A 20,825-nucleotide genomic window follows, 5' to 3' on the forward strand; every position below is an offset into this window, starting at 1 on the left:
AATGTCTCTTTTCACGAAGACGGCAGAGGATACCTTTGCGCCCTACGACAGCGCCGGCAATCCCCGTGAGATCGTGCCGCAGGAAGCGCAGGTCTGGGGGAGCGAAGTCGAGCGGCTTATTACGTCCTTCCAAGCGGGCGGCGGCATCATCTTTCCAGACAAGGCGACGATGGATGCGACGCTCACCTATGCCGCAAATCAGATGGCATGGGTGATGGGCGATGGTGCTGGCATCTATCGCAAAATTGGGGCCTCCGGCACGGGATCGTGGCAGCGGCTCGGCGACCTGCCGTACAGCTTCGTCAAGCTGGTCGATGTCGGCGCGGGAACAGCGAACGCAATCCAGCTCGCGAGCGCCATTCCGACCTCTCCGTCCGTACTTCGCGTGGCCAACATCTTCGAGGCCAATACCGGAAACGTCACCGTCTCGGAGAACGGCGCCGCGGCCAAGTCGCTTTTGACAAACAGTGGAAACCAGATCGCGCCTGGCGGCTTAACCGCGGGCATGATGATCACCTATGTCGACGATGGTGCGGCGTTCCGTCTTCTGAACGATCAGGTTTCGGCCGCGATCGTGGCTGCTGCAGAGGCGCTACTTGAGGAATTCCAGAGCACTTATCTGGGCGCTTATGCCAGCGATCCTACGACCGACCCTAACGGCAATCCTCTGATCGTTGGTGCCTTCTATTTCAACACCACGTCGAACCAGCCTCGGATATGGAATGGCACTGTTTTCGTTCCGATCCAGGCGCCAGACCCTTACGCGAGCCAAGCCGAGGCGGCGGCAGGTACGGCTACGAACCGCAGCATGAACCCGCTGCGAGTGGCGCAGGCGATAGAGGAATACCAGTTCCAAGCACAAAATACGGGCGCCACCTCAAAGAGCTCGGTTACGCAGCGCTACGGAGACGTCCCCAACCTCATTCGGGATTTTGGGGCTCCAACGGATGGCAGCGATTGCTCGGCGGCCTTCAACACCGCCCTCACTCAGGTCGCCGCCAATGGGGGGAAGGAGCTGTTCGTCCCAGCCGCCACCTATACGTGGACGGGCGGCGCTGTTTCTATGCGGAAATTGAAGCTTCGCGGCGCCGGCATGGACACCGCGCGTATAGTCGTAAAAAAGACCAATAGCACGATTTTTCGGTTCGACACTGTTATCGGATATCCGGAGATTTCCGACCTGCATATCTCTCAAGATGCAGCGACCCCGGCGACGGCTGGCGCGGCCTTCCATTTCACGGAAAAGGGTGTCCTTGGCCCTAAGCTCGCGCGTATCAAAACGAATGATCTGTGGCAGGCAATGTCGTGCGATGTTGGTGTCGGTAGCGCCGGCGCCGGCGTCAATGGTGCTGTCATTGAAGACTGCTCCTTCGACGGCTGCAAGAAGTATGGGTGGTATCTGATTGGCGCCGTGAACTGGGTGTTCAAGGGCGGTTACACGACCATGTCCAGTTTCGCGTCGAACACGGCGGCTTGTGTGCTGGACAGCAACTGTGAGGGCATCCTGCTCTCTCAGCATTTTGCTCTCGCCGGCGAGTATCCGTTCATCATGCAGAATTCCCAGAGTGGTGGCGTGCCGCCGAAGGAATGCATGTTCAGCCAGTTCACTTTTGATGGTGGGGCAGGCGCAAGCGCAGCTGCCAAGATTGCTGCGGGAAGGCGAAACCATTTCGCCCAATGCTGGGTTTCCAATCAAAATGGGGTTGGAATCGATTGGAATAATCCGAGCGGAGATGCATCAGCTCTCCTTGGCAATTCGTGGGTTGGTGGCACTCTGATCAACATCGGCAGAAACGCAATGGAGCTCCACGGGAAGGTCAACGGCCTGAGGGTCATTGGCGCACACTTCGGCTCGTGGGGCCTTTTGGCGGCGAACACCTATTCCGGCGTTTACGCCACGGCTGATGTCGACACAGCTTTCGACATCTCTCATAACTTCTTCGGCGATGATGACGACGTGCCGGCCAATTCGTGGAATGGAATTACCGTCAACAGCGGAACCTATAGGCGATACATCATCACCCGAAACATGAATCTTGGCCTCACGGGTTCGCTTGTGAGCGACGGCGGAACTGCCAGCGTTGCCAAGGATGTTTCGACCAACCTCTAGCATCGATCTTGCTTTCAAACGGCTTAATCAACGTCCAGACGGACCAATAATTGTACTCTTTGAAGAAGGTCGTTGGGTTTCCCATTGTGGGCCCGTAGCCAGAGCGGACAAAGCGGTTATACGCCTCAACATCGAAAAAGAGGCCGTGTTTTTGGAACAGGCGTGTCCAGTAGGAGATTGGCTGTATATTCACATGCGTCGGGTCGCCCATGTACTGCTCTTTAGTCTCTCCATCGCGTACAGCATCCAGGACGATGAAAGCCCTTCCGCCCGGCCTAAGGATGCGATCGAACTCACGCATCACCTGTTCAGTAAATTCATCAGGGATGTGCTCAAGGACCTGATGTGAGTGAAGCAGGCTCACCGAACCAGTCTCCACATGGATGTCCGTCAATGAGCCTGCGACGAGTTCGTGGTTGCCAAATTGGAAGTGGGTTCGTCCCAAGCGGACCATATGCTCGGTGATGTCTACACCGAAGATGCGTGCATAGGCGCCGGTCTGACGAAAGCCGTTCAACTGAGTGCCGCATGCAGACCCCGCATCGACGACGAATGGGGCGTCATAGGTGTATTGAAGCGTAGCCTCGGTGACCATCCTGGCGTACGATTCCTGCCAGTACCCGTAGGCAAGATAGTCTAGACCATCGGCCTTGTGCTCTTCGTAGTAGGCCTGATCGTAGACCGTTGACTTGAGCATCGCGCCCCTCCTGAGTTCCTGCTGTTCGAGCTGCCGCCCGCCGATCGGTGTTATGCTTTCTCTATATCAGGCCAATTTGGCAGGTCGGCTGATCCGCCTAGTACGAGATAGCCGTGGACCAACCGCTTGTAGACATGGATCAATTTATCGACGACTTCTGACGTCAGCTTGATCCTTAGGATGCGCCCTTTTCGCGTGTAAAAGAACTCTCGCGTACTCTCGTCAAAGCTGTTCATAATGATGCCGGAAGATCCCGCGGCTTTTTTCATCAAAGGCACCTGCAAACCCTCGGTCGAGGCGTGTCTCTCCATATCGTCCGGGATTTCGTACATGTGGGCCACTGCGTGCCTAATATCTCTAATATTCGGAAACTGCCGGCGGAAGGTATCGAGGGCGTCCCTTGCAATTGCAGAGTCAATGCCATGAGCTTCGATCCATTCCGGCAGGCGCTCAAGCTGCCTCTGATACTCGTTTATAGCCATGATGGCCGCGCTGGCCGCGAATCCAGGCCACCGATTCACCAAAACAACTCTTTCGTATGCGGCATCCCGTTGAGCGCTCAACTCGTTGTAACCAGCGCCAAATGATCTCTGTCTTAGGAAAGCGCGCCACTCATCGGTTACGTTATCGCTTTCGCTTGACGCTATGGCGCCCTGACGCAACGCATGGTCGAGAAGAGAGACGGCAGATTCCAAGTGATCGATGGCCGAAGTGCCGTCGTTTATTTTGTCGAAAACATCCCACCATATCCGCTTCTGCTCTAACGGCCGGTCCCACTCGGGAAGGAACCTGTAGTGAAAACGAGTTCTGATCATTGGCCCTCCACCCAGCTGTGAAACCGGCCACAACTATTCAGCGCGATTTCTGTGGCGTCAACCCAAGGATCGCTCCGTAATCCTCTGATCTCCAACCAACAGGAACCCCTAAATGGATAAAACCGTGCCTCCCGGCGCGGCGATCCTGCTCGACTTTATCCGTGCAACGGAAGTCGGGCGGAGCGACCGCGCCTCGTACGACGTGATCTACGGCCACAACCAGGACAAGCTAGCGAAGGCGCTCACGGCCATGACCTATGGCGAGGTGGTCGATGCGCAGAAGGACTGGTCGAAGGAGTTCGGGTCGAGCGCTGCCGGCGGCTACCAGTTTCTAAAGGCGACGCTGCAGGCGCTCGCGAGGGAGAACCTGAGCGAGATCGGCGGCGCTATGCTGTTCACGCCCGACCTGCAGGATCGGCTCGGCTACAAGCTGCTGGTCAAGCGGGGCTATGCGAAGTTCATCGTCGGCCAGATCAGCCTCGTCGAGTTCGCCGAGAACCTGGCGATGGAGTGGGCTTCCCTCCCCGTGTTAAAGGCGACCAAAGGTCATAAGCGGCAGGTGAAGCGCGGCCAGTCCTACTATGCCGGCGACGGGCTTAACAAGGCGCTAGTAAAGCCAGAAAAGGTCGAGGCGATGCTGAAGCTGGTCCTCGATGCGGCGCGCCGGCCGCAGGAGGTGGAAGAGGACGCGGCGCCGGTGCCCATTCCCGTTCCGAGGTCCGAACCGCAGCGCAAGCCGGTGCGCAAGTCCGGCCGGTTCTGGACGTGGCTGCTGACGGCCGGCGGCACGATCGTGACCGCGCTCAAGGAACTGAACCTGGTGGCGCTCGACTGGCGGGTGCAGCTCGCGATCCTCGTCGCGATCGTCGGCTTCGCGGTCTACGCGATCACCTCCATGCCGGCCGTGCGCGAGGGGCTGGGGCTCAAGTGATGGTCGACTGGCCGAAGATCCTGGGCGGCGTGCTCGTGCTCGCCGCCATCGCCTGGGCCGTCCTCGAGATCCGCGAGGATGGCGCCCAATCCATCAAGAACGCAGTCGAAAGGCAGAACAATGAAGCGGCGAACCGCGCTGATACGAAGCGCCTTGATTATGATTCCTGCCTTGCTGCTGGCGGGCTGTGGAACTTCGGGGCCGGGAAGTGCGACGGGCCTAAGAAACGTGGTGGGGACTGATCTGATCGGCGCGCGCGGCGCGACGCCGGCGGATCAAAGAAAGATCGACCGGACCGTCGTCGGCATCTGCGCCGCGGCGGTCTGGACGCAGGCGGAATGCGCGAGGCACGGGGAAGGGCGCTGATGTCGCAGAAATACACGTCTTTGATTGAGCTGCTCAATGCCTGGTTCGGCGGTGCGGCAACCACGATGATCGGCGCGCTGGTCGGCCGGCTCATGTGGCACACGAACGAAGTCCGGAAGATGCGCCGGAAGTTCTTCGGAAAGGAGCTGCTCTGGGAAATGCCGATCGCCGTCGGTATGGCTTTCATCGGCGAGGCGCTTGCGTCCTGGCTGCAGCTTGAGCAGCCGATGGCGACAGGCCTAATTGCGGCGCTGGCCTATCTCGGGCCGCGCGGCTCGGAAGTGCTGTTCATGCGATGGTTTGGGGCGAGGGTGGAGAAAGGCGGCTAACAGCCGCCTTTCTCAATTAGTCGGAAACTACTATCCGCGGGTGATCGACGTCCACTATGACGTGGACAGGAACGGGGGAGGAAACTCGGATAGCAGAATCGCGCATAATGGCGGCGACGTTGCCGACATCCGACGCGGAGTTGACCGTCAGCACTTGAGCGTTGGCGGTATCGCGATACGTTAGCGTAGCATCCGATGTCATTTGATAATTGATCATATCTTCTTCCACCCCTCGAATGATCGTTGGTCCGTCACAACTACCGACACGCCAGCTGGGTCAGCGGGATTCGGAACTTGCGAGCGCACTAGCGTACCTTCTGACACAAATCCATAGCTATTCTTGCCTGTCGGGCTTTCAATAAGACCGCGCACCAGGCGATAGTTCGCAGATGCCGCCGGTCCAAGCTCCACATTTGGGTTGAATGGCTGCAGCAGCTTCATCTCTTCAGTGTAACTCTTATGAAGCTTCTTTAAAATCCCGTAAAACTCTGTGGTTGGCTTGACAACGGGAAGGCCTAGCCCCTCGGCCTCGCGTCGGTTAATTGTGTAGTCGTGGCTTCCGGAATCCGCGCACAGGAAATCAATGATCGCCTTGACCTTTTCCGCGTCTTGCACGTGGTGACGGAGTAGCTTGTCTGCAAGAAAGCGGATCTGCTCCCTGGACCGGAAAATCTCACCCAGGACCAGCGGGTGAACCTTGTTGGAAAGATCCATTAGGATTGCGCCGAGAGTGTGCGCATCGGTGATCTTCAGTTCCTCTGCAGCATCGAGATACCCTCGAACAGCCTCGACACTCACGGGGATGCGAGCCATCTGATTGCCCATTGGGATCAGCGGTCCGAGAGCATGCGTGAGACTCGGATCGATTGGTCCAAGTACGGCCTGCTTCGACATTACGATCTCGCTGGCGCCGAGAGATATGAGTGTGCCGGCGCTCATCGCCTTCAGAGGGATCAAGACTTCGAACTTTTCGCAAAAAGACTTGATAAGATTGACCAGCTGCCATGCTGCGGCTGTTTGCCCTCCATTGGTGTGGAGGACCAGCGAGATTTTGTCAGTCGGTCCGATCTCATCAAGGATGTCGACGAACATCGCGACGCAGTCGTGAGCAATCTGTGTCTCTGCGCCGGCTCGATCGCTGGTCACAAACGCGATCACCTTGGAATTGCGCTCTTTCTCAATTGCCGCGTAGAGGCGGCGTCGCGCTGCGAAGTTCATGTGTCCCCTTCCATTTTTGCGCGAGCATTGACACAGGGTTCTCATATGTCAAGGTTGTGCGGGCTCTTCTGCACAATCGAGTTTAGAGACTTGGACCTTGCGCGACGCTGAATTTGCGGCGGGGCTGGTAGAGGCCGGCTTGATCTCCGCTAGCGCACTTACTCGACGCATTCCAACTCCTGCAGTGCGTCGATTTCGCTATGAGTGATCCTGTGGGGCTCAAGCCAGATTACGCGCTCCGCCCACTGGAGTTCCTGATCAAGAAGAGGGTCCCCGGTCACCGAGATCAAGTCCCAGGTGTCCGTCTTCCTGCCTTTCCGGAGAAAACGCAGGAGCGTCTTGCCGGCCCGGGTGCGAGCGATGCAAAGCTCATCGATCAGATCATCATTTGGTTTTCGTCTGCGGCTTGAGATGAACGCCCACCAGCCGTCCCGGATCGCTCCCATCGAATAGCCGCGAACGGAAAAGGCGGCCGCGTCCTGAGCGTCGAAGGCTGCGGGGCTCATCATCTTGTTCATTTCCAATCTCCGGAATCTGTGGAACCGGCTTGCGCCTGTAGTTGTTCTCTGTTCGTTCCTATATTATCTGGCTGTCATGGTCGAGACGATCGGAGAAGCATTCAGCCTTGGCTGGCAGTTGCGGGCGCGCTGCGCATATGGCAACCGCGAGGGTTTGAAGTCCGTCCGACAGTGCGTCTGGACCTATGATCTCGACATGCTCACGCTGGTCGCGACGCGCGGCCGAGACTTCCCGCTCTCGATGGTCGCCAGTCGGCTTCGCTGTCCGCGGTGCGGATCAAGAACGGTGTCCGTCGTGTTCATGCCTCCGTCGCAGGGAGACAGGCGAAGGGGAGCGGCGTGAGACACGCAAAGGTCTGCTAACCCCTTTGTGCAGCTATTGCTAATGAACGACATCGATTACGATCTCCGTTCGTGGCAAGAACAAAATCGAAGAAGCCTACCGACAAACCGCCGCCGGATCCTATGCCGGCACGCGTAGATCCCTGCCTCGCTATGCTCGTCGACAAGCCACCGAAGGGGCCCGATTGGGCCTTCGAGGTGAAATGGGACGGCTACCGCCTCGCCGTTCATATCGAGCCCGGTCGAGTGCGCATCATCACGCGCGGCGGCTACGACTGGACCGATCGTTTCCCAACGATCGCCGACGACGCACGGCGGCTTGCGGTGAAGACGGCCATCCTCGACGGCGAGGCTGTCGTGCTCGACGACAAGGGCCGATCGGACTTCGGCATGCTGCAGCGCGCTCTCGGGCGGCTGCCGTCTGCTGTCGAAGCTGGCGCCATCGTCCTTTATGCGTTCGATCTCCTCTATCTCGACGGCCGCGATCTGCGCCGGCTGCCGCAGCGCGAACGCCGTCGACTGCTGGAGCCGATCGTCGCCGGCCGGGAAGGGGCGGTTCGGCTCTCGGAAGAGGTTCAGGCGGACGGGGAGGAGTTTCTCCGCGTCGCCTGCGCGCACGGCCTCGAAGGCATCATCGCGAAACACCGCGAGAAGCCCTATCGCTCCGGTCGGAATGATTCGTGGCGGAAGATCACCTGCACCAGGCGCGACAGCTTCGTGATCGTGGGCTTCGAGCCTTCGACGGTACCCGGCGCGATCGGCCGGCTACTGCTGGCGGCGAGGAAGGGCGGCGAGCTGGTCTATGTCGGCGGCTGCGGGACAGGCTGGAGCCGACAGGAATCGGTGAAGCTGCGCGAGCTCCTCGAGGAGATCGTGACGAAGTCGCCGGCGGTGAGCCTCCGGCGGAAGAATGCCGTCTTCACCGGGCCAGTGCTTGTCGCAGAGGTCGAATATCGCGCCTGGACCGACGACGGGAAGCTGCGGCATCCGTCGTTCAAGGGGATCAGGGAGCGGGCGGACGATGCGTCCGTTTTCGAGCTTCCTTGACCTTCGAATTTTGCACTACTGTTTGCACTACAAAATGCGTCGATCATGGTCCTAAGCGGTTGATTTTACGTCAGCGTGGTAGCGGCTCGAACCCACCCAACCGTACCATTTTCTTCCCAAAATCTCACACGAATATCTGATGCTCCGCCGTCACCAGTTCCTGTAGGAATGAGACGACCGTGCGCACGCGCACGAGTTCGCGCGCGCTTTCATGATAGGTCGTCCAATAGGCGCGGCGGATCGTCGTTTCGGGCAAAAGGCGGGTGAGTTCCGGATATTGCCGGGCGATGTAGTTGTGCAGGATGCCGATGCCGGCGCTGGAGCGGACGGCCTCAGTCTGCCCGGTGGCGCTGGAGATCTCGAAGGAGGCGTCCCAGCTGCGCATGATCTCGGCCGAAAAATTGAGCGAGGGCGTGAAGATCAGGTCCTCGACATAGCCGATGCGGCGATGGTTCTTGAGATCGTCGATCGTCTTGGGTGTGCCGTAGCGGGCGAGATAATCTGCCGATGCGTAGAGCCCGAGTGTATAATCGGTAAGCTTGGATGAAACGAGCCGGCCCTGTTCCGGACGTTCGATGGTGATCGCTATGTCGGCCTCGCGTTGCGACAGCGAGAAGGAACGCGGAACCGGAACGAGTTGGAGCTTCAGCTCCGGGTGGCGCGCCGTAAGCGCCCCAAGACGCGGCGCCAGAAAGGAGACGCCGAAGCCGTCGGGCGCGCCGATGCGCACCGTGCCTGCTATCGCCGTGTCGATCCGCCCGATCTGCGATTGCGCGGCGAGCATTTCGGTTTCCATGCGCTCGGCGGCGGCGAGGAAGACCTCGCCCTCGGCGGTCAGTTCGCAGCCGTTGGGGCGCCGGATGAGGAGTCTCGTTTTCAGCGTTTCCTCGAGCGCCGTCACGCGCCGGCTGAGCGTCGCATGGTTGAGGCCGAGCCTTTTGGAAGCGGCGAGGATCTGGCCCGTTCGCGCGACCGTGAGAAACACCCTGACATCGTCCCAGTCCATGCCAATGCTCCAATGGGCTTTAATTTTTGCACAACGGTTCCTGAATTTCGGAAATTGATTTGTTGAAATCGTAGTGCGATCATGCGCTCAAGATCAAGACAGGAGGAGACCCATGTACGAAATCGGTCATTTCATCGACGGCAAGCGCGTCACCGGCAAGAGCGGACGCGTCAGCAACATCTTCAACCCGGCAACGGGCGAAGTTCAGGGCACCGTGGCGCTAGCGAGCGATGCGGAGCTGGCCGCCGCCGTCGAAAGCGCGAAGGCTGCACAGCCGAAGTGGGCCGCCACCAACCCGCAGCGCCGCGCCCGCGTCTTCATGAAGTTCGTCCAACTCCTGAACGAGAACATGAACGAACTTGCCGAGATGCTCTCGCGCGAGCACGGCAAGACCATCGACGACGCCAAGGGTGATGTCGTTCGCGGCCTCGAAGTCTGCGAATTCGTCATCGGCATTCCGCATCTTCAGAAGAGCGAATTCACCGAAGGCGCCGGCCCCGGCATCGACATGTATTCGATCCGCCAGCCGGTCGGCATCGGCGCAGGGATCACGCCGTTCAACTTCCCGGCCATGATCCCGATGTGGATGTTCGCCCCGGCGATCGCCTGCGGCAATGCCTTCATCCTGAAGCCCTCCGAGCGCGATCCGTCCGTACCGATCCGCCTTGCCGAATTGATGATCGAGGCCGGGCTGCCGGCGGGTATCCTCAACGTTGTCAATGGCGACAAGGGCGCGGTCGACGCTATCCTGACGCATCCGGATATCGCCGCCGTCTCCTTCGTCGGCTCGACCCCGATCGCCCGCTACGTCTATGGCACTGCGGCGATGAACGGCAAGCGCGCCCAGTGCTTCGGCGGCGCCAAGAACCATATGATCATCATGCCGGATGCCGATCTCGACCAGGCCGCCAATGCGCTGATCGGCGCCGGCTACGGCTCTGCCGGCGAGCGCTGCATGGCGATCTCGGTCGCCGTCCCGGTCGGCGAGGAAACCGCAAACCGCCTCATCGACAAGCTGACGCCGATGGTCGAGAGCCTGCGCGTCGGACCCTATATGGACGAGAAGGCCGATATGGGCCCGGTCGTCACCAAGGAGGCCGAACAGCGCATCCGGAGCCTCATCGAGAGTGGCATCGAGCAGGGCGCCAAGCTCGTCGTCGATGGTCGCGACTTCAAGCTGCAAGGCTACGAGAACGGCCACTTCATCGGCGGTTGCCTCTTCGACCACGTCACTCCGGACATGGACATCTACAAGACGGAAATCTTCGGGCCTGTTCTCTCGGTCGTGCGTGCGAAGAATTACGAGGAAGCCCTGTCGCTGCCGATGAAGCACGAATACGGCAACGGCGTCGCGATCTATACCCGCGACGGTGACGCGGCCCGCGACTTCGCGTCCCGTATCAATATCGGCATGGTCGGCGTCAACGTGCCGATCCCCGTTCCGCTCGCCTATCACTCCTTCGGCGGCTGGAAGTCCTCGTCCTTCGGTGATCTCAACCAGCACGGGCCGGACTCGATCAAGTTCTGGACCCGCACGAAGACGATTACCGAGCGTTGGCCCTCGGGCATCAAGGATGGCGCGGAGTTCTCGATACCGACCATGCGGTAAACGGAATACGATACCCTCCCCATTTGGAGCCTCCTTCGGAGGCTCTTTTTTGTTGCATTGGCGATGCAAATACAACTAACGTCGCACGCGATCCGACGACGAAGAATTGCGCGGATCACGGCGCGTGGCTGGCGCTTCGGGGATGTGCAACAGCCTACTGCATGTTTCCTTAAATCGTACCCGATTTAAGGACAAAAACATGCAGCAAATCAAAGTGCTACAGCGTCCTTTGTGCGTCTGAAAAGACGCACGGCGCTGTAGGCCTACAGTTTCGATCGGGCAGAGTGCGCCTTCCTGCCGTAATCTGGGAAGGGCTGGTTTGTAGAGGGGATATCATGGCTTTGGTTGAGCCGTTGCCGGCGCAGAACGTCGGTCAGGTCAGCTTTGGATGCTCGGCTGAGGGAGGCTTCCAGCGCCTCTCCTTCACCGGCACCGGTAGCGAATATTTCGGTATCTGGATCGTCAATATCCTGCTGACGATCGTCACCCTCGGCATCTATTCCGCCTGGGCCAAGGTTCGCCGTAACCGCTATTTCTATGGCAACAGCGTGCTTCTCGGCCGTGGTTTCGAGTATCACGCGACCGGCAAGCAGATTCTGGTCGGCCGCCTGATCGTCTTTGCCTATCTGGTCCTCTATAACGTCATGCTGACATTCGTGCCCTATGTTGGCATCGGGCTTGGCGTGCTGATTCTGTTCTTCTTGCCATGGCTTCTCGCCCGCGGCCTGCGCTTCAGCGCGCGCGTAACGAGCTACCGCAATGTCCGTTTCGATTTCGTCGGTCGCGCCGGCGGTGCCTTCCTCGCCTTTATCGTCGGGCCGGTTATCGCGGTGCTGACGCTCGGGATCCTCGCGCCGCTCGCCAGCCGCTGGTCGTACCGGTATATCGGCAACAATCTGCGCTACGGCCAGAAGGCCTTTTCAACCGATCCCTCCGTCGGCGCGATATACAAGAGCTGGGCGATTTCGGCGGCTGTCGTCGTGCTCGGGCTGTTGATCATAGGCTTCATTGCATTTCTCAACATTGCGCTCATTACGACGGCGTTCGAGAACCCCGACCTCGCCGAGGCGGTCGGGATGCAGGTATCGCTTACGCTTCTGATAGTGATTGGCTACGTCCTCGTTTTCGCTATCTTCGGCGTTGCGGCTCTCATCTATCGCGCCGGGGTGCGCAACGTCGCCTGGTCCGCCGCCACCCTCGATGGCAAGCACCGGCTCCTGAGCGATCTCTCACGGCTGCGCTACACGTCGATCGCCGTCTCGAACTTGCTCCTCACGCTTGTTACACTCGGGCTGATGCGGCCATGGGCCGCTGTTCGGATGGTGCGTTACGTCAACGAACATACGGGCGTCCGCTTCGAGGGCAATGTTGGCGAAATCTTCTCTGCAATCGCGCAGGAAGGTTCCGCCGTCGGCGCCGAATTCATGGATATAGAAGGCTTCGACTTTGGATTCTGACAGTTCGGCCTTCGCGCGAGGCGAGTGGCATCCCGCAGGATCGAGCCGCTCGGTAGTCGCTGGTCTCAGCGAGGTCGGAGAGCGCGTGGTCGCCTGCGACGAAACCGGCGCCGAGCTCGCCGGCGGCAATTTTTCGGCGATCAGGATTTCCGCTCGGGTCGGACGCATCCCGCGACGCGTCACCTTTCCAGACGGCTCGCTGTTCGAAACCAACGACAACGATGCGATAGACCGGTTCCTGGCACGCAACGGTCGGGCCGGGGCAGGGACAGTCCATTGGCTGGAGCGATTCCATCCGCGGCTGGTCGCCTTTGTTGCCGCGACCATCCTGCTCGGAGCGCTGGTTTATCGCTACGCGCTGCCAGCCCTGGTGGAAGTCGCCGTCGCCGTCACGCCGCCGATCCTGCCACGCATCATGTCAGTGAGCACACTTGAAACCCTGGACAAGACGCTGCTCGGCGAGTCCAAGCTGGACGAGGCGCGGCGCGCCAGGATTCTCGACGGCTTCCAGCGCATCGCGGCACTTTCGGCCGCGGGTGAGGGGGGCTATACGCTGAACTTCCGTGAGGGTGGTCCGCTCGGCCCCAACGCCTTCGCGTTGCCCGACGGCACGCTGATCCTGACGGACGAACTCGTCGAGCTTGCAGGCAGCGACACCGAGATGATCGTCGGCGTTCTGGCGCACGAAATCGGTCATGTCGAGCACAAGCATAGCCTCAGGCAGATCTATCGAGCCGCAGGCGTTGCCGCACTCATCATGCTGGTCGCCGGCGATATCGGCTCGGGCGCCGAGGATATTCTGGTAGAAGGGGGTGGCCTGCTCGCACTCTCCTATTCGCGCTCGGCCGAAGCCGAGGCGGACCGGCATTCCGTCGAGCTGATGATGAAGGCCGGTCTGGATCCCGCTGCGATCGCGCGGTTTTTCGAGTTGTTGGAGACGAAGCTCGAGGACCGTTCCGAAACGAGCATCTTTTCCACCCACCCCGGAACGCCGGAGAGGCGCAAGGCGATCCTGGACCTGATCGCCGAGCACGCGGGAGAGTCGATAAAATAAAGACAGCGAGCGTGAACCCGCTGTCTCTGTCCGTCAACAACCGGTCCGCTTCAGTCCTGCGGGCCGTCGTTGTATCCGATCTTGTCGACCAGTTCCGACGCCTTCTTGCGGTTTGCCGCAATGTCGGCGAGCGGCAGCGTGTCCGGCTTGATCGGGCCGAAGGACTTCACCACTTCGGAGGGCTCGGCGCCCGGCAGGACGGGATACTCGAAAACCTGCTCGGCATAGATCTTCTGCGCGTCGCCGGCCGAGAGGAATTCCATCAGTTTGATTGCATTCTCCTTGTTCGGAGCGTTCTTCGCGAGCGCCATGCCGGAGATGTTCACATGCGTGCCACGGTCCTTGGCGTTCGGGAACAGCACCTTGATGGCCGAGGCCCATTCCTTCTGCTGGGGCTCCTTCTCGTTCGTCAGCATCAGACCGACATAGTAGCTGTTGCCGAGCGCCAGATCGCATTCGCCGGCAAAAATGGCTTTCGCCTGGTCACGATCGCCGCCGTCCGGCTTCTTGGCGAGATTGTTCCTGAGGCCGGTCAGCCATTTCTCCGTTTCGGCTTCGCCGTGATGCGAGATCATCGAGGCGAACAGGCCGACATTGTAGGAGTGCTGGCCGTCGCGGGTGCAGACCTTGCCCTTCCACTTCGGATCGGCGAGTTCCTCATAGGTGATATCGTTCTGCGTCACCCGCTCTTTCGACGCGTAGACGACGCGTCCGCGCGTGGTGAGCCCGAACCAGTTGCCGTCGGGATCGCGGAAATGCGCCGGGATATCCTTGTTAATCTCCTCGTTGACGAGCGACTGCGTCACGCCGGCGTCCTTCGCCTCGGTCAGGCGGCTGATATCGACGGTGAGGATGACGTCCGCCGGCGAATTCGCGCCTTCGGCTTGAATGCGTTCGACAAGGCCCTTGTCGAGGAAGAGCACGTTGGTGGTGATACCGGTCTCCTTGGTGAAGGCATCCAGCAGCGGCTTGATGAGATCGGGCTGGCGATAGGAATAGACGTTGACCTCGCCGTCGGCCCGTACCGATGCCGTGAAGGCTAGGAACGCTGCCGCCGCCGACAGGGTGCCGATCAGGGCTTTCGAGACTCGCATGGTGTTATCTCCGTTGGATGTTTATAAGTTAACCGGGCCGGTCATATTTCTTACTTTGCCATGGACGACAGTCAACGAGAAACGGTGAAGTTGAGTGTGTTCGTATGTTTTTTCTTTTTTGGAATTGTTCCAAACTATGAACCGTCCTATATGATGAGGAACGAATTTTCGATTCCGGAGTGAATGATGCGTCTGACGAAGCAAACAAACTACGCCGTTCGCATGCTCATGTACTGCGCTGCCAACGGCGAGAAGCTCAGCCGCATTCCTGAGATCGCCAGGGCTTACGGCGTTTCCGAACTGTTCCTGTTCAAGATCCTGCAGCCGCTGACGAAGGCGGGCCTCGTCGAAACCGTGCGCGGCCGCAATGGCGGTGTTCGCCTGCCGAGGCCGGCATCGGAGATCAGCCTTTTCGACGTCGTGAAGGTGACGGAAGACAGCTTCGCCATGGCGGAGTGCTTCGAAGCGGGCGAGATCGACTGCCCGCTGGTGGATAGCTGCGGACTCAATGCGGCCCTGCGCAAAGCGTTGGACGCCTTCTTCGAGGTGCTGCAAGGCTACACGATCGACGATCTCGTCAAGGCCCGTCCGCAGATCAACTTCCTCCTCGGCCTCGAGGAGACGACGCGCGCCCAGACCTCGGCCGCCTGAACTAGCTCGGTGATCAGTATGAGATCGCGCGTGCAGTCGCTCTGCACGCGCGTTGTCGTTTTTTGACGAACTTGTGCAGGTCTCTACTTGTGGAAGAATTTTTCGCCTAGACAAATTTCTGAAGCGACTTATTGCATTGCGACGCCAAATGTCGTTCCATCCGTTCGTTGACCGGATGGACAATTTCATGCCGCGTCAGGAAAAATACGAGAACAAAAAACAAATCTGGGAAGCAAGCTCATGAAAAAGCTCACTACGCTCTTCGCAGCGACGGCGCTCGCCACGCTGATGGCCGGCACCGCCTGGTCAAAAACATTCGTCTACTGCTCCGAAGGTTCGCCGGAAGGCTTCGACCCCGGCCTCTACACGGCTGGCACGACGTTCGACGCTGCCGCGCACACAGTCTACAACCGCCTTCTGGAATTCAAGAAGGGCACGACCGAGACCGAGCCTGGGCTCGCCGAAAGCTGGACGATTTCCGACGACGGTCTCGAATACACCTTCAAACTCCGTCCGGGCGTCAAGTTCCAAACGACGGAATTCTTCACGCCGACCCGCGAACTCAACGCCGACGACGTGATCTTCTCTCTCGAGCGTCAGTGGAAGTCCGATCATCCGTGGCATGGCTACGTGACCGGCGGTTCCTGGGAATATTTCGCCGGCATGGGCCTGCCGGACGTTCTCGAGTCGATCGAGAAGGTCGATGACATGACGGTAAAGATCAAGCTGAAGCGCAAGGAAGCGCCGTTCCTTGCCAACCTTGCCATGCCCTTCGCTTCGATCATCTCGAAGGAATATGCCGATAAGCTGCAGGCCGAAGGCAAGATGAACCAGCTCAACCAGATGCCGCTCGGCACCGGTCCGTTTGCCTTCGTGGGCTACCAGCAGGATGCGGTCATCCGTTACAAGGCACATCCGGACTATTGGGGCGGAAAGCAGAAGATCGACGACCTGGTATTCGCGATCACCACGGATGCAGCCGTTCGCTACCAGAAGCTGCAAGCCGGCGAATGCCACCTGATGCCCTACCCGAACGCGGCCGATGTCGAGGCGATGAAAGCCGATCCGAACCTCAAGGTGATGGAACAGGCGGGGCTCAACGTCGCCTATCTCGCCTACAACACGACCCAGCCTCCCTTCGACAAGGTTGAAGTCCGCAAGGCGCTGAACAAGGCGATCAACAAGCAGGCGATCGTCGATGCCGTTTTCCAGGGACAGGCGCAGCCGGCGACGAACCCAATCCCGCCGACGATGTGGTCCTACAACGAACAGATCGAAGACGACACTTACGAGCCGGAAGTCGCCAAGAAGATGCTCGAGGATGCCGGCGTCAAGGACCTGTCGATGAAGGTCTGGGCGATGCCGGTTGCGCGGCCCTATATGCTGAACGCCCGTCGCGCCGCCGAGCTGATGCAGGCCGACTTCGCCAAGATCGGCGTCAAGGTCGAGATCGTCTCCTACGAATGGGCCGAATACCTCGAGAAGTCGAAGGCCAAGGACCGCGACGGTGCGGTGATCCTCGGCTGGACGGGTGACAATGGTGATCCGGACAACTTCCTCGACACTCTGCTCGGTTGCGACGCTGTCGGCGGCAACAACCGCGCTCAATGGTGCAACAAGGAGTTCGATGACCTGGTCACCAAGGCCAAGGAAGCGACTGACGTTGCAGAGCGCACCAAGCTCTACGAACAGGCGCAGGTGGTCTTTAAGCGTGAAGCGCCCTGGGCAACCATCGACCACTCGCTCTCGATCGTCCCGATGCGCAAGAATGTCGAAGGCTTCGTGCAGAGCCCGCTCGGCGACTTTGCTTTCGACGGCGTTGACATTGTAGAGTAATCTTATCGACTGACCCGAAGGGGGCGTTTGCCGTTGGGCGAGCGCCCCTCTTCCTTTTTGCCGGTGCTGCCGCTCAAGCGAGTTCGCGGCCACGACGGCATGAGGTTTGACTATGTTCCGATTTCTTCTGGGGCGCTTGGCAGTGTTGATCCCGACATTCATCGGGGTCTCCATCATCGCCTTCTCCTTCATCCGCCTGCTTCCTGGCGATCCGGTGGCGCTGCTGTCCGGCGAACGGGTGATGTCGCCGGAGCGGCACGCGGAAATTTCTCACCAGCTCGGTTTCGATCGCCCGATCGTCGTGCAGTATCTTGATTATCTCTGGGGCGTTCTTCAGGGCGATTTCGGGGTATCGATCGTCACCAAGGAGCCGGTGATCGATCAGTTCCTGCAGCTCTTCCCGGCAACGGTCGAGCTCTCGCTCTGCGCCATCATCTTTGCCGTCGTGGTCGGCATCCCCGCTGGCGTCATCGCGGCAATCAAGCGCGGCTCCATCTTCGACCAGATCATCATGGGCACGGCGCTCGTCGGCTTCTCGATGCCGATCTTCTGGTGGGGCCTGCTGCTGATCATCGTCGTTTCCGGCATCTTGCAGTGGACCCCAGTCTCCGGACGCATTTCGCTGATGTTCTTCTTCCCTTCGGTCACCGGCTTCATGCTGATCGATTCGCTGTTGTCGGGACAGGCGGGGGCGTTCCAGTCGGCCGTCAATCACCTCGTTCTGCCGACGATCGTGCTCGGGACCATTCCGCTCGCCGTCATTGCGCGCCAGACGCGCTCTGCGATGCTGGAGGTGCTTTCTGAGGATTATGTCCGAACCGCACGCGCCAAGGGGCTCCCGACTTTCCGCGTGGTCGGCATCCACGCGCTCCGCAACGCAATGATCCCGGTCGTCACCACCATCGGCCTGCAGATCGGCGTGATGCTGGCAGGCGCCATCCTGACTGAGACGATCTTCTCCTGGCCGGGCATCGGCAAATGGATGGTCGATTCAGTGTTTCGGCGCGACTATGCCGTCATCCAGGGCGGGCTGTTGATCATCGCCGGCGTCATCATGCTGGTGAACCTCGCCGTGGACCTGCTCTACGGTCTGATCAACCCTCGTATCCGGCATTGAGGAAGGCGATATGACCGAAGTTACCGCAACAAGCCCCATATCGACCGATCCGTCCCGCCGTGCGAGGCTCGCCGAATTCTGGTTCTATTTTTCGGAGAACCGCGGCGCCGTCATTGGTCTCTTCTTCTTCCTGTTCCTGGTCGTTCTCGCCATTTGCGCTCCGCTCGTGGCACCGCATGATCCGACCATCCAGTTCCGCGAGTCCGTGTTGCTGCCGCCGTTCTGGCAGGAAGGCGGTCGCGTCGGGTTCCTTCTCGGAACCGATGCCGTCGGCCGCGACATGCTCTCCCGCCTCATCTATGGCACGCGCTTCTCGCTGTTCGTCGGCGTTATCGTGACCACCTTGTCTCTGACCGGCGGCATCCTCGTCGGGGTGATTGCCGGCTATTTCCGCGGGTGGGTCGACACCGTCATCATGCGGATCATGGACATCATCTTGGCCTTCCCGTCGCTCTTGCTGGCGCTCGTCCTCGTGGCGGTGCTTGGGCCGGGGCTCACCAATGCGATGATCGCGATCGCCCTCGTTTTCCAGCCACACTTCGTTCGCCTGACGCGAGCGGCGGTAATGACGGAAAAGACGCGCGATTACGTCGTGGCGGCAAAGGTCGCCGGAGCCGGCCACCTGAGGCTGATGTTCAAGACCATCCTGCCGAACTGCATGGCGCCACTCATCGTTCAGGCGACGCTGTCCTTTTCGAACGCGATCCTCGATGCCGCGGCTCTCGGCTTCCTCGGCATGGGCGCGCAGCCGCCGACGCCGGAATGGGGAACGATGCTGGCAGAAGCACGCGAATTCATTTTGCGTGCCTGGTGGGTCGTCACGCTCCCCGGTCTCGCTATCCTCGCGACCGTTCTCGCAATCAACCTGATGGGCGATGGCCTGCGCGATGCTCTCGACCCCAAGCTGAAGAGATCCTGACATGGCGCTTCTCGAAATCGAAAATCTCGTCGTCGAGTTCCAGACCGCAACAGGGCCGTTCCGGGCCGTCGATGGCGTCTCACTTAAGGTCGATGAGGGCGAGGTCCTGGCGATCGTCGGAGAATCGGGATCGGGCAAATCCGTGTCCATGCTCGCCGCGATGGGGCTTCTGCCTTGGACGGCGACGGTGACGGCGGACAAGCTCACCTTCAACGGGCGGGATCTCTTGAAAATGTCGTCGGCCGACCGCCGCAAGATCATCGGCAAGGATGTCGCGATGATCTTCCAGGAACCGATCGCAAGCCTCAATCCCTGCTTCACCGTCGGGTTCCAGATAGAGGAAGTGCTGCGCATTCATATGGGCCTCGACCGGGCGGCACGGCGCAAGCGCGCGATCGGGCTTTTCGAGGCCGTCGGCATTCCCGATCCGGCCGAGCGCCTCGGCCATTTTCCGCATCAGATGTCGGGCGGACAGTGCCAGCGCGTTATGATCGCCATTGCCCTTGCCTGCAATCCGAAGCTGCTCATTGCGGATGAGCCAACGACCGCGCTCGATGTGACGATCCAGAAGCAGATTCTCGACCTTCTGATGAAACTGCAGCGGGAATACCGCATGGGCCTGATCATGATCACGCACAATATGGGCGTGGTCGCGGAAACGGCGGATCGCGTCATCGTTCAATACAAGGGCCGCAAGATCGAGGAGGCGGATGTGCTGTCGCTCTTCGAATCGCCGAAGAGCAACTACACGCGAGCGCTTCTCGCAGCCCTGCCGGAGAATGCGACCGGTGACCGCCTGCCGACAATCTCCGAACTTTTCAAGGACCAGCAGATGCTCGAGGGAGCCGCTCGATGACCCACGTTCTCGAAGCTCGCAACCTGGTGCGCGACTACCACATTCCCGGCAACCTGTTCCGCAAGGCGCGCACCGTTCATGCGCTGAAGGGCGTCAGCTTCACGGTCGACGAGGGCAAGACACTCGCGATCGTCGGCGAGAGCGGCTGCGGCAAGTCGACCCTCGGGCGTATCATCACGCTCATCGACCCAGCGACCGCGGGAGAGCTGTTGATCGATGGTCGGAAAGTTGACATGGCCCGCGAGGGGCTGACGCCGGAGATGCGCCGCAAGGTGCAGATCGTCTTCCAGAATCCCTATGGTTCCCTCAATCCGCGCCAGAAGATCGGCGATATCCTCGCCGAGCCGCTCGTCATCAACACCAAAATACCGGCGAGCGAGCGCCGCGACCGGGCGATGACGATGCTGAAGAAGGTGGGCCTGGAGGAGAAGCACTACAACCGCTATCCGCACATGTTCTCCGGCGGTCAGCGCCAGCGCATCGCCATCGCGCGCGCTCTGATGCTGAACCCGAAGCTCCTGGTGCTGGACGAGCCCGTTTCGGCGCTCGATCTTTCCGTCCAGGCGCAGGTCCTGAACCTGCTCGCCGATCTTCAGGATGAATTCAAGCTTACCTATGTCTTCATCAGTCACGACCTGTCGGTGGTGCGTTACATCGCTGATGACGTCATGGTGATGTATTACGGTGAGGCCGTCGAGTATGGCAGCCGGGACGAGGTGTTTTCCAACCCACAGCACAGCTATACCAAGACCTTGTTCGCTGCTACGCCGCGGGCAGACGTCGCCAGCATCAAGGCCCGGCTTGCCCGGAAGAATGCCGCGTGAGCGGCTCAGGCTTCTGCCGTCCGGTCTCC

General features: G+C 59.9%; 22 protein-coding genes. 15 read left to right on the top strand and 7 right to left on the bottom strand.

What is annotated here, in order from left to right:
* Position 1: 1 nt before the first annotated feature.
* Positions 2–2,110: a glycosyl hydrolase family 28-related protein gene (locus tag M728_RS01940; protein WP_026618346.1), complete on the top strand. Its 2,109-nt coding sequence runs from the start codon at positions 2–4 to the stop codon at positions 2,108–2,110.
* Here M728_RS01940 and M728_RS01945 read toward each other — a convergent pair.
* The gene (locus M728_RS01945; RefSeq protein ID WP_084044211.1) at positions 2,043–2,807 is read right to left on the bottom strand and encodes a class I SAM-dependent methyltransferase; all 765 of its coding nucleotides are present in this window, start codon (positions 2,805–2,807) and stop codon (positions 2,043–2,045) included. The genes M728_RS01940 and M728_RS01945 overlap by 68 nt on opposite strands.
* A 50-nt stretch (positions 2,808–2,857) precedes the next feature.
* Positions 2,858–3,622, bottom strand: a complete 765-nt coding sequence (locus M728_RS01950; protein WP_026618347.1) for a hypothetical protein — start codon at positions 3,620–3,622, stop codon at positions 2,858–2,860.
* A gap of 112 nt (positions 3,623–3,734) precedes the next feature.
* On the opposite strand from M728_RS01950, the gene M728_RS01955 reads away from it, so the two are divergent.
* From M728_RS01955 to M728_RS01970, 4 genes are read left to right on the top strand one after another with little or no spacing between them, the layout of a single operon-like run.
* Positions 3,735–4,553 carry a membrane protein gene (locus tag M728_RS01955; protein WP_026618348.1) on the top strand — a complete coding sequence of 273 codons (819 nt, stop codon included), beginning with the start codon at positions 3,735–3,737 and terminating at the stop codon, positions 4,551–4,553.
* The gene (locus tag M728_RS01960; protein WP_245269646.1) at positions 4,553–4,795 is read left to right on the top strand and encodes a hypothetical protein; all 243 of its coding nucleotides are present in this window, start codon (positions 4,553–4,555) and stop codon (positions 4,793–4,795) included. The genes M728_RS01955 and M728_RS01960 overlap by 1 nt, the downstream gene beginning before the upstream one ends.
* Positions 4,713–4,919, top strand: coding sequence for a hypothetical protein (locus tag M728_RS01965; protein ID WP_245269652.1), 207 nt, complete (start codon positions 4,713–4,715; stop codon positions 4,917–4,919). The genes M728_RS01960 and M728_RS01965 overlap by 83 nt, the downstream gene beginning before the upstream one ends.
* Complete coding sequence (locus M728_RS01970) at positions 4,919–5,248, top strand: phage holin family protein (RefSeq protein ID WP_026618350.1); 330 nt, start codon at positions 4,919–4,921, stop codon at positions 5,246–5,248. Before M728_RS01965 ends, M728_RS01970 begins: the two co-directional genes overlap by 1 nt.
* A 16-nt stretch (positions 5,249–5,264) precedes the next feature.
* Here M728_RS01970 and M728_RS01975 read toward each other — a convergent pair whose 3' ends face one another.
* The 3 genes from M728_RS01975 to M728_RS01985 form a co-directional block, all read right to left on the bottom strand.
* The gene (locus M728_RS01975; protein WP_026618351.1) at positions 5,265–5,465 is read right to left on the bottom strand and encodes a hypothetical protein; all 201 of its coding nucleotides are present in this window, start codon (positions 5,463–5,465) and stop codon (positions 5,265–5,267) included.
* The gene (locus M728_RS01980; protein ID WP_034882798.1) at positions 5,462–6,466 is read right to left on the bottom strand and encodes a hypothetical protein; all 1,005 of its coding nucleotides are present in this window, start codon (positions 6,464–6,466) and stop codon (positions 5,462–5,464) included. Before M728_RS01980 ends, M728_RS01975 begins: the two co-directional genes overlap by 4 nt.
* Before the next feature lie 158 nt (positions 6,467–6,624).
* Positions 6,625–6,984: a hypothetical protein gene (locus M728_RS01985; protein WP_026618353.1), complete on the bottom strand. Its 360-nt coding sequence runs from the start codon at positions 6,982–6,984 to the stop codon at positions 6,625–6,627.
* 465 nt (positions 6,985–7,449) lie between these two features.
* Here M728_RS01985 and ligD point away from each other — a divergent pair, with 465 nt between their 5' ends.
* Positions 7,450–8,373 carry a non-homologous end-joining DNA ligase gene (ligD, locus tag M728_RS01990; RefSeq protein WP_026618355.1) on the top strand — a complete coding sequence of 308 codons (924 nt, stop codon included), beginning with the start codon at positions 7,450–7,452 and terminating at the stop codon, positions 8,371–8,373.
* Between the two features lie 124 nt (positions 8,374–8,497).
* Here the strand turns inward: ligD and M728_RS01995 are convergent, their stop codons facing one another.
* Positions 8,498–9,379, bottom strand: a complete 882-nt coding sequence (locus tag M728_RS01995) for a LysR family transcriptional regulator (RefSeq protein ID WP_026618356.1) — start codon at positions 9,377–9,379, stop codon at positions 8,498–8,500.
* A 112-nt stretch (positions 9,380–9,491) separates the two neighbouring features.
* On the opposite strand from M728_RS01995, the gene M728_RS02000 reads away from it, so the two are divergent.
* The 3 genes from M728_RS02000 to M728_RS02010 all read left to right on the top strand — a co-directional run bounded on the left by M728_RS02000 (position 9,492) and on the right by M728_RS02010 (position 13,499).
* Positions 9,492–10,988, top strand: a complete 1,497-nt coding sequence (locus M728_RS02000; protein WP_026618357.1) for a CoA-acylating methylmalonate-semialdehyde dehydrogenase — start codon at positions 9,492–9,494, stop codon at positions 10,986–10,988.
* 335 nt (positions 10,989–11,323) lie between these two features.
* Positions 11,324–12,445, top strand: coding sequence for a YjgN family protein (locus tag M728_RS02005; protein ID WP_034882807.1), 1,122 nt, complete (start codon positions 11,324–11,326; stop codon positions 12,443–12,445).
* Positions 12,435–13,499 (top strand): M48 family metallopeptidase, encoded by a 1,065-nt coding sequence (locus M728_RS02010; RefSeq protein ID WP_026618359.1) that lies wholly within the window; start codon positions 12,435–12,437, stop codon positions 13,497–13,499. Before M728_RS02005 ends, M728_RS02010 begins: the two co-directional genes overlap by 11 nt.
* 50 nt (positions 13,500–13,549) lie before the next feature.
* Here the strand turns inward: M728_RS02010 and M728_RS02015 are convergent, their stop codons facing one another.
* On the bottom strand, positions 13,550–14,593 hold the full coding sequence (locus tag M728_RS02015; RefSeq protein WP_026618360.1) for a Fe(3+) ABC transporter substrate-binding protein: 1,044 nt from the start codon (positions 14,591–14,593) through the stop codon (positions 13,550–13,552).
* Positions 14,594–14,779: 186 nt separating this feature from the next.
* Between M728_RS02015 and rirA the strand changes: the two genes are divergently transcribed.
* From rirA to M728_RS02045, 6 genes are all read left to right on the top strand, one after another.
* On the top strand, positions 14,780–15,244 hold the full coding sequence (gene rirA, locus M728_RS02020) for an iron-responsive transcriptional regulator RirA (protein ID WP_026618361.1): 465 nt from the start codon (positions 14,780–14,782) through the stop codon (positions 15,242–15,244).
* Positions 15,245–15,484: 240 nt separating this feature from the next.
* Positions 15,485–17,080 (top strand): ABC transporter substrate-binding protein, encoded by a 1,596-nt coding sequence (locus tag M728_RS02025; RefSeq protein WP_026618362.1) that lies wholly within the window; start codon positions 15,485–15,487, stop codon positions 17,078–17,080.
* A 112-nt stretch (positions 17,081–17,192) separates the two neighbouring features.
* A complete protein-coding gene (locus M728_RS02030) occupies positions 17,193–18,197 on the top strand; it encodes an ABC transporter permease subunit (RefSeq protein ID WP_026618363.1) in 1,005 nt (334 codons plus the stop codon).
* A 10-nt stretch (positions 18,198–18,207) separates the two neighbouring features.
* The gene (locus M728_RS02035) at positions 18,208–19,116 is read left to right on the top strand and encodes an ABC transporter permease subunit (RefSeq protein WP_026613152.1); all 909 of its coding nucleotides are present in this window, start codon (positions 18,208–18,210) and stop codon (positions 19,114–19,116) included.
* Position 19,117: 1 nt separating this feature from the next.
* On the top strand, positions 19,118–19,972 hold the full coding sequence (locus tag M728_RS02040; protein WP_084044213.1) for an ABC transporter ATP-binding protein: 855 nt from the start codon (positions 19,118–19,120) through the stop codon (positions 19,970–19,972).
* Entirely contained in the window at positions 19,969–20,796 is an 828-nt protein-coding gene (locus M728_RS02045; protein ID WP_026618364.1) for an ABC transporter ATP-binding protein, read from the top strand. The genes M728_RS02040 and M728_RS02045 overlap by 4 nt, the downstream gene beginning before the upstream one ends.
* Positions 20,797–20,825: the final 29 nt, after the last annotated feature.

Origin of the sequence: Ensifer sp. WSM1721, assembly GCF_000513895.2 — a bacterium.
In the GTDB taxonomy this organism is placed as follows: Bacteria; Pseudomonadota; Alphaproteobacteria; order Rhizobiales; family Rhizobiaceae; genus Sinorhizobium.

Coding starts and splice junctions, on each gene's coding strand:
- M728_RS01940 (WP_026618346.1), top strand. CDS start 2: ATGTCTCTTTTCACGAAGACGGCAGAGGATACCTTTGCGCCCTACGAC.
- M728_RS01945 (WP_084044211.1), bottom strand. CDS start 2,807: ATGCTCAAGTCAACGGTCTACGATCAGGCCTACTACGAAGAGCACAAG.
- M728_RS01950 (WP_026618347.1), bottom strand. CDS start 3,622: ATGATCAGAACTCGTTTTCACTACAGGTTCCTTCCCGAGTGGGACCGG.
- M728_RS01955 (WP_026618348.1), top strand. CDS start 3,735: ATGGATAAAACCGTGCCTCCCGGCGCGGCGATCCTGCTCGACTTTATC.
- M728_RS01960 (WP_245269646.1), top strand. CDS start 4,553: ATGGTCGACTGGCCGAAGATCCTGGGCGGCGTGCTCGTGCTCGCCGCC.
- M728_RS01965 (WP_245269652.1), top strand. CDS start 4,713: ATGATTCCTGCCTTGCTGCTGGCGGGCTGTGGAACTTCGGGGCCGGGA.
- M728_RS01970 (WP_026618350.1), top strand. CDS start 4,919: ATGTCGCAGAAATACACGTCTTTGATTGAGCTGCTCAATGCCTGGTTC.
- M728_RS01975 (WP_026618351.1), bottom strand. CDS start 5,465: ATGATCAATTATCAAATGACATCGGATGCTACGCTAACGTATCGCGAT.
- M728_RS01980 (WP_034882798.1), bottom strand. CDS start 6,466: ATGAACTTCGCAGCGCGACGCCGCCTCTACGCGGCAATTGAGAAAGAG.
- M728_RS01985 (WP_026618353.1), bottom strand. CDS start 6,984: ATGAACAAGATGATGAGCCCCGCAGCCTTCGACGCTCAGGACGCGGCC.
- ligD (WP_026618355.1), top strand. CDS start 7,450: ATGCCGGCACGCGTAGATCCCTGCCTCGCTATGCTCGTCGACAAGCCA.
- M728_RS01995 (WP_026618356.1), bottom strand. CDS start 9,379: ATGGACTGGGACGATGTCAGGGTGTTTCTCACGGTCGCGCGAACGGGC.
- M728_RS02000 (WP_026618357.1), top strand. CDS start 9,492: ATGTACGAAATCGGTCATTTCATCGACGGCAAGCGCGTCACCGGCAAG.
- M728_RS02005 (WP_034882807.1), top strand. CDS start 11,324: ATGGCTTTGGTTGAGCCGTTGCCGGCGCAGAACGTCGGTCAGGTCAGC.
- M728_RS02015 (WP_026618360.1), bottom strand. CDS start 14,593: ATGCGAGTCTCGAAAGCCCTGATCGGCACCCTGTCGGCGGCGGCAGCG.
- rirA (WP_026618361.1), top strand. CDS start 14,780: ATGCGTCTGACGAAGCAAACAAACTACGCCGTTCGCATGCTCATGTAC.
- M728_RS02025 (WP_026618362.1), top strand. CDS start 15,485: ATGAAAAAGCTCACTACGCTCTTCGCAGCGACGGCGCTCGCCACGCTG.
- M728_RS02030 (WP_026618363.1), top strand. CDS start 17,193: ATGTTCCGATTTCTTCTGGGGCGCTTGGCAGTGTTGATCCCGACATTC.
- M728_RS02035 (WP_026613152.1), top strand. CDS start 18,208: ATGACCGAAGTTACCGCAACAAGCCCCATATCGACCGATCCGTCCCGC.
- M728_RS02040 (WP_084044213.1), top strand. CDS start 19,118: ATGGCGCTTCTCGAAATCGAAAATCTCGTCGTCGAGTTCCAGACCGCA.
- M728_RS02045 (WP_026618364.1), top strand. CDS start 19,969: ATGACCCACGTTCTCGAAGCTCGCAACCTGGTGCGCGACTACCACATT.